Origin of the sequence: Acidovorax sp. HMWF018 (genome assembly GCF_003061035.1) — a bacterium.
Taxonomy (GTDB): domain Bacteria; phylum Pseudomonadota; class Gammaproteobacteria; order Burkholderiales; family Burkholderiaceae_C; genus Acidovorax; species Acidovorax delafieldii.
In genome coordinates, this window is record NZ_QAIM01000204.1 from 1 (window position 1) to 6,316 (window position 6,316).

The 6,316-nt window shown below is 64.6% G+C and carries 6 protein-coding genes; 5 read left to right on the plus strand and 1 reads right to left on the minus strand.

The window, feature by feature from the left end:
- The first annotated feature begins 39 nt into the window (after positions 1–39).
- The 3 genes from DBR23_RS07460 (at position 40) to DBR23_RS07470 (ending at position 3,622) form a co-directional block, all read left to right on the plus strand.
- Entirely contained in the window at positions 40–1,035 is a 996-nt protein-coding gene (locus tag DBR23_RS07460; RefSeq protein WP_233250320.1) for an alpha/beta hydrolase, read from the plus strand.
- Between the two features lie 3 nt (positions 1,036–1,038).
- Positions 1,039–2,358 (plus strand): MFS transporter, encoded by a 1,320-nt coding sequence (locus DBR23_RS07465; protein ID WP_108497819.1) that lies wholly within the window; start codon positions 1,039–1,041, stop codon positions 2,356–2,358.
- A gap of 124 nt (positions 2,359–2,482) precedes the next feature.
- Positions 2,483–3,622, plus strand: coding sequence for a zinc-binding dehydrogenase (locus DBR23_RS07470; protein ID WP_108497820.1), 1,140 nt, complete (start codon positions 2,483–2,485; stop codon positions 3,620–3,622).
- A 215-nt stretch (positions 3,623–3,837) separates the two neighbouring features.
- On the opposite strand, the gene DBR23_RS07475 is transcribed toward DBR23_RS07470, so the two are convergent.
- The gene (locus DBR23_RS07475) at positions 3,838–4,131 is read right to left on the minus strand and encodes a DUF4148 domain-containing protein (protein WP_056746958.1); all 294 of its coding nucleotides are present in this window, start codon (positions 4,129–4,131) and stop codon (positions 3,838–3,840) included.
- A gap of 282 nt (positions 4,132–4,413) precedes the next feature.
- On the opposite strand from DBR23_RS07475, the gene DBR23_RS07480 reads away from it, so the two are divergent.
- Together DBR23_RS07480 and DBR23_RS07485 are read left to right on the plus strand one after the other, a co-directional pair.
- Positions 4,414–4,722, plus strand: coding sequence for a hypothetical protein (locus DBR23_RS07480; RefSeq protein ID WP_056067613.1), 309 nt, complete (start codon positions 4,414–4,416; stop codon positions 4,720–4,722).
- A gap of 321 nt (positions 4,723–5,043) precedes the next feature.
- Positions 5,044–6,132: a DUF6817 domain-containing protein gene (locus DBR23_RS07485; protein WP_108497821.1), complete on the plus strand. Its 1,089-nt coding sequence runs from the start codon at positions 5,044–5,046 to the stop codon at positions 6,130–6,132.
- Positions 6,133–6,316 lie beyond the last annotated feature (184 nt).

Below are 6,316 nucleotides of genomic sequence, written 5' to 3' on the forward strand. Positions count from 1 at the left end.
GCGGTATGGGGCGGGCTGTCTGCCGCGGGTGGTAGTGCGATGGCAGCGGGGCCGCAGCCAGCGCACGGCAAGCTCAGCGGCGCCGACAATTTCTACCAAAGCGACAAGGTGGCCGTGCGCAAGGTGACCTTCAAGAACCAGTACCGCATGGCGGTGGCTGGCAACCTGTTTGTGCCCAAGAACCTGGACCGCAGCAAGAAAAATCCGGCCATTCTGGTGGGCCACCCCATGGGCGCAGTCAAGGAACAAAGCGCCAACCTGTATGCCACCAAGATGGCAGAGCAGGGTTTTGTCGCGCTGTCGCTGGACCTGCCTTTTTGGGGCGAGAGCGACGGCCAGCCGCGCAACGCAGTGGCGCCTGACATCTATGCCGAGGCTTTCAGTGCAGCGGTGGATTTTCTGGGCACGCAGGCGATGGTGGACCGCGAGCGCATCGGTGCCATTGGTGTGTGCGGCAGCGGCAGCTTTGTCATCAGCGCTGCCAAGATCGACCCGCGCATGAAGGCCATCGCCACGGTCAGCATGTACGACATGGGCGCTGCCAACCGTGATGCGCTCAACCACTCGCAAACCGTGGAGCAGCGCAAGCAGATCATTGCCGCCGCTGCCGAGCAGCGGTATGTGGAGTTCACCGGCGGTGCCACCCAGTACACCGGTGGCACGGTGCGCCAGCTGACGGCAGACACTCACCCCATTCAACGCGAGTTCTACGACTTCTACCGCACCCCGCGTGGCGAGTTCACTCCCAAGGGCGGTTCGCCGTTGACCACCACCCACCCCACGCTGACCAGCAACGTCAAGTTCATGAACTTCTACCCGTTCAATGACATCGAGACGATTTCTCCGCGCCCCATGCTTTTCATCACGGGCGATCAGGCGCACTCCAAGGAGTTCAGCGAAGACGCGTTCCAACGTGCTGCCGAGCCCAAGGAGCTGCACATCGTCCCCGGAGCAGGCCACGTGGATCTGTATGACCGCGTGAACCTGATCCCGTGGGACAAGCTGACGGCGTTCTTTGGCAAGCACCTGGCGTAAACGATGACCACTCAGGTATGCGCTGCGCCGTCGGTCGATTTCGACGGTGCGCTGGGTGCAGCGGTGCAGCCTGCGCGCTGGAGCGGCGTCTTTGCGATGACGCTCTGCGTGTTTGCGCTGATCGCGTCGGAGTTCATGCCCGTTAGCCTGCTGACCCCCATGGCGGCAGACCTGGGGGTCAGCGAAGGCGGGGCAGGGCAGGGCATTGCGATATCGGGCGCCTTCGCCGTACTCACCAGCCTGAGCATTGCTGCGTTGGCAGGCCGGGTGGACCGCAAGACCTTGTTGCTGGGGCTCACAGCGCTGATGTGCGTCTCTGGCGCAGTCATTGCACTGGCGCCGAACTATGCGGTGTACATGGCAGGCCGCGCGCTCATCGGAGTGGTGGTGGGTGGCTTCTGGTCGCTGTCTGCGGCCACGGCCATGCGGCTGGTGCCTGCGCAGCAGGTGCCACGGGCTTTGGCCATTTTCAATGGTGGCAACGCACTGGCCACGGTGGTGGCGGCGCCGTTGGGCAGCTATCTGGGTGCTCTGGTCGGGTGGCGTGGGGCCTTCTGGGGGCTGGTGCCGGTGGCGGTGGTGGCTTTCATCTGGCAGTGGGTGAGCCTGCCGCCCATGCCTGCCGGGCTGCAGCGCGCGGGGGGCTCTGGTGGTGCGGTTGTCAGGCTGCTGCGGTGCCGGGTGATCGTTGTGGGCATGCTGGCCGTGGGCTGCTTTTTCATGGGGCAGTTTGTGTTGTTTACCTACCTGCGGCCATTTCTGGAAACTGTCACGCAGGTGGGTGGGTTCACAGTGTCGTTCATCCTGCTGGTGATCGGGGTGGCGGGCTTTGTGGGCACTGCGCTGGTCGGCATGGCGCTGGCCAGAGGTTTCTATACGACGCTGTTCATGGCTCCCGCCTTGATGGCGCTCATTGCTATCGCACTGGTCAGTCTGGGTGACCAGCTCACCGCTGTCACGGCCTTGCTGGGCGTGTGGGGCCTGGTAGCCACGGCCGCGCCTGTGGGCTGGTGGACATGGGTGGCCCTTTCCATGCCGGACGACGCCGAAACTGGGGGCGGCCTCATGGTGGCGGTGGTCCAGCTGGCTATTGGCCTGGGCTCTACGGTGGGCGGCCTGCTGTTTGACCATGGCGGCTACCAGATCACATTTTTCGTTAGCGCTTTTTTGTTGCTGTTGGCAGCTTTGCTGGTCTTACTGACCTGGCGCGCTGGCATGGCCGAGGGCGATGCTGTTTCAGATGGAGGAAGAGAGACAGGCTGCACACGCGTGAGCAAGCTGACCTCGTATGGGGTGCAAAACAGAGGGGACAGCAAAACCTAGCGTCCTGATGAAAAATGGCGGGTTCCGGTGGGGAGGCTGTGACCTCCTGGCACCGCAGCCTCCCTCCACGTCGCGTCGCTCCATGCGCGCGGCCCCATTTTCATCACCCCACAGCGAGTCCTCCATGAACCCCTCCATCCCTACCACCGCGCTGCAGTTGCGCTCGCTTGTGCAAGCCGATGGCACCTTGCAGATCAGCCTGGAGCCGACCCCCGTGCCCACACCAGGGCCCGACGAAGTGCTGATCCAGGTGCAGGCCACACCCATCAACCCTTCAGACATCGGCCTGCTGCTGGGCCCCGCCGACTTGTCCACCGTGCAGGTCACGGGCACGGCCGAGCGGCCGGTGGCCACGGCCCGCATCCCTGAGCGCGCCATGCCGGGCATGGCCGCACGCCTGGGCCAGAGCATGCCCGTGGGCAACGAGGGCGCAGGTCTGGTGGTGGCTGCGGGTGCATCGCCCGCTGCGCAGGCGCTGCTGGGCCGCACGGTGGCGGTGATTGGCGGCGCCATGTATTCGCAATACCGCGCCGTGCCTGCGTCGCAGTGCCTGCCGCTGCCGCCTGGGACCACGGCGGCTGAAGGCGCATCGTGCTTCGTCAACCCGCTGACGGCGCTGAGCATGGTGGAGACCATGAAGCGCGAGGGCCATACTGCGCTGGTGCACACCGCGGCAGCCAGCAACCTGGGCCAGATGCTGCTCAAGATTTGCCAGAAAGACGGTGTCGGCCTGGTCAACATCGTGCGCAAGCCCGAGCAGGCGGCGCTGCTGCGCGAGCTGGGTGCCCAGTATGTGTGCGACAGCAGCGCGCCCAATTTCATGGCCGAGCTGACCGATGCGCTGGCCGCCACGGGCGCCACCATTGCGTTTGATGCCACGGGCGGCGGTACGCTGGCCGGGCAGATCCTGCAGTGCATGGAGGCCGCCATCAACCGCAAGGCCAAGGAATACAGCCGTTACGGCTCGGCCGTGCACAAGCAGGTGTACCTCTACGGCCACCTGGACACGCGCCCGACCGAAGTGCACCGCACCTTTGGCATGGCCTGGGGCATGGGTGGATGGCTGCTGTTTCCGTTTCTGCAGAAGATCGGCGAAGAGGCCACCCAGGCGTTGCGCCAGCGCGTGGCGGCCGAGCTGAAGACCACGTTCGCCAGCCACTACGCGCGCACCGTGTCGCTGGCGGGGGCGCTGAGCGCCGAGTCCATCGCGTTCTACGGCCCGCGCAACACCGGCGCCAAGGTGTTGATCGACCCGTCGCTGTAAGCGACGTTGCGGGGGCGCGCCTGGCGCCCTTGGGGGGCGCGGCTACACGGCAGGCAACAACAAAAAGGGCTCCCAAAAGGAGCCCTTTTTGCCTGCCCGCCCCTGCGGTTCAGTTAACACTCCCCATGGCAGCAGCATCCGCACCGCGCGAAGTGCCACCACCATGGGAAGTCCCGCAACTGCTTCAAACCAATCTCAGCAGTTGGTCTGCCAAATTACATGGCGCTGAATTCGCCCGAAGGGATCTGGCCGGTGCGCACGGCTTCGGCAGCCTGTGCACGCACGGCAGCGCGGTCAGCGGTGGATTGGTAGGTCACCACACGCGAGCCTGCGGGTTCCATGTTGTGGGTCTTGGCTTCCACTACAGCTTCGGCTTGCACTTCAGCGCGGGTGCGGTTCGTGTCGAACTTCAGGGCAAATTGCGAGCCATCGGCTTCATCGGCATGGGCGCCAAAAGCGGCGAAAGCGGCAACAGCGGCGACGGAGAGGAAACGGGCGGTCTTGTTCATGATGAAAATCCTTAAAAGCTAAAAAAGCGTCTCAAAAAAGCCGGGTCAAAAACCATTCCTGAACCGGGTTCGGTGAGTCGCCTTGCGGGTTCGGCTCATCGATGGGATGAACTGTACGCCGATGGTGTTCAGGGAAAAACCACCCAGTCGCAAACTAACTGTTCCAGTATTGGGAACAATCTTTCCATCCTCCCGAACTCCGCGTGGGATCTTTCGGCGCTCGAATTTTGTTGGAAAAAACTGTATATTCATACAGTATCAAACCACAGGAGAAGCAGCGCCATGCAAGTCATCGAATCCACCTACGCCGTCACCCTGCGCGACTACCCCGAGGAACTCCCGGCCAAGGAGCGCATTGCCGCAGAAACCCGGTACGCCAGGGCCCTGGAAAAGCAGCTTGGCGGCCCCGAACAGGTGGCGGCTGCCCTGGACACCATGCAGAGCCTGGAGGAGTCCCCGCCCGAGGTGGTGTCTCCTGGCGATCTCACCCTGCTCAAGGCCTGGGGCAAGGCCAGCGTGGCAGCCCGGCAGGCCGGGTTCCGGGATTTGGGGGAAGGAGAGGGCGCGTACTTTGAGGTGCGGCTGGTCTGAGAGGCTGAGAGTCCTTTATCCATGCCCGCCTTGCACGCCAATACGCCCGGCTCGTCGTTACCAATGCTCGCCATAGCCTGAGCTATGGCTGTGCTTTGCGCCTAGATCCGAGGCGTATTCGCGCGCCTTTCGGACCCGGCTAAAAAACTCTCAGCCTCGAGCCTGAAAGCCCGCAGCCCGCAATGGGGCTGACCGAGCCGTCGTGCAGGCGCGTGCTGGGTGTGAGGGCCGGGTCGCCCCGGTGCTTGCGCACCCGCCGTGTGGGCAGATACTGTGTGTACATTGCATTACCTGCACCATCAACGCCGGAGACACAACACAATGACCCTGCCGCTTCACCCCCTGGACCCTGACCTGTTTGCCCGCGCATTGCCGCTGCTGGACGAAGAGTGGCTGACCCGCGACCCTGAGCTGGCGCCCGTGCTGCCCACGGTGCTGGCGCGCAATGTGGGGCAGGACTGGCACAAGGCGGGCACGTTTCGCCACCACCTGGTGGGCGTGACGCGCACGCTGACGGTGTGGCAGCAGCCGCGCGATGTGCGCCTGCTGGGGCTGCTGCACAGCGTGTATGGCAATGCCTTTGTGGACCTGGTGAAGTTCGACCCTGCCAAGGAGCGCGCCCGGGTGCGCGAGATTGCGGGCGAGTCGGCCGAGCACCTGGTGTATTTGTTCTGTACCCAGTCGCGCACACAGTTTGTGCAAAAGGTGCTGGCCCATGCGCTGGAGGCGGACGGCAGCCTGGTGCTACAAAAAGACGGGCAGGACCACGTGCTCACACCCTACGAGGTGGCGGCCTTCATCATCGTGAGCATGGCCGACACCATCGAGCAGTGGTTCAGCTGGCAGGACGATATCTTCTCGCGCTTTCCGGACGTGCAGCACCGCAGCCAGAAGGCGCACTGGGCCGCATCGCTGTGGCCCGGGCCCATGCGGCCGTCGGGGCGCATGGTGCACCAGATCAATGGCCTGGCCAAGGCGCTGCAGCACCCGGGGCTGAAGGACGTGCTGCCCATGCCACCCGTGTTTGCACACTGCTCGCAGCACCTGTCTGCCGCCAACGAGGCGGCGGCCACGTCGCTGTACTGGTCCGTCATCCAGCAAGACCAGCCGCTGGTGGACCTGGACGTGGCCACCGGCGTGCTGGAAAGCGCCGTGCGCCACAACCCCTGGGTGGGCGAGCCGCAGATGGTGTTGGCCCAGCTGTATCTGTCCGCTGGCCGCAAGGACGACGCCAAGGCCGCTGCCGAGAGCGCTCTGCACCTGTTCAGCGCCTGGGGCAATGCGTGGGACAAGCGCGTGCAGTGGGACGCCTGGGTGGCCTGGACGCGCATCCTGCTGCAGGGCGCGACGGTGGAGGGCACCTGGCCCGAGCGGCTGGACAAGCTGAACAACGTGGCACTGCGTGGGTGACTTGGAACATCCCCCTGAGTGGCTGCGCCACTTCCCCCTTCTCTCGAATCGCTGCGCGATTCGGGAAGGGGGACGCAGCCCTCGCTGCGGGGCGGCCCTTGCTCGGCTGCCCTCGCCGGGCGCGCGCCAGTTTCAGGAGGTGGGGGTGGGGGCACGGGCCTTGTCTTCTTATTCGAATGGGTTG

Excerpts from the sequence above, each read along its gene's own strand:
- DBR23_RS07460 (WP_233250320.1), top strand. The coding sequence starts at position 40 with ATGGCAGCGGGGCCGCAGCCAGCGCACGGCAAGCTCAGCGGCGCCGAC.
- DBR23_RS07465 (WP_108497819.1), top strand. The coding sequence starts at position 1,039 with ATGACCACTCAGGTATGCGCTGCGCCGTCGGTCGATTTCGACGGTGCG.
- DBR23_RS07470 (WP_108497820.1), top strand. The coding sequence starts at position 2,483 with ATGAACCCCTCCATCCCTACCACCGCGCTGCAGTTGCGCTCGCTTGTG.
- DBR23_RS07475 (WP_056746958.1), bottom strand. The coding sequence starts at position 4,131 with ATGAACAAGACCGCCCGTTTCCTCTCCGTCGCCGCTGTTGCCGCTTTC.
- DBR23_RS07480 (WP_056067613.1), top strand. The coding sequence starts at position 4,414 with ATGCAAGTCATCGAATCCACCTACGCCGTCACCCTGCGCGACTACCCC.
- DBR23_RS07485 (WP_108497821.1), top strand. The coding sequence starts at position 5,044 with ATGACCCTGCCGCTTCACCCCCTGGACCCTGACCTGTTTGCCCGCGCA.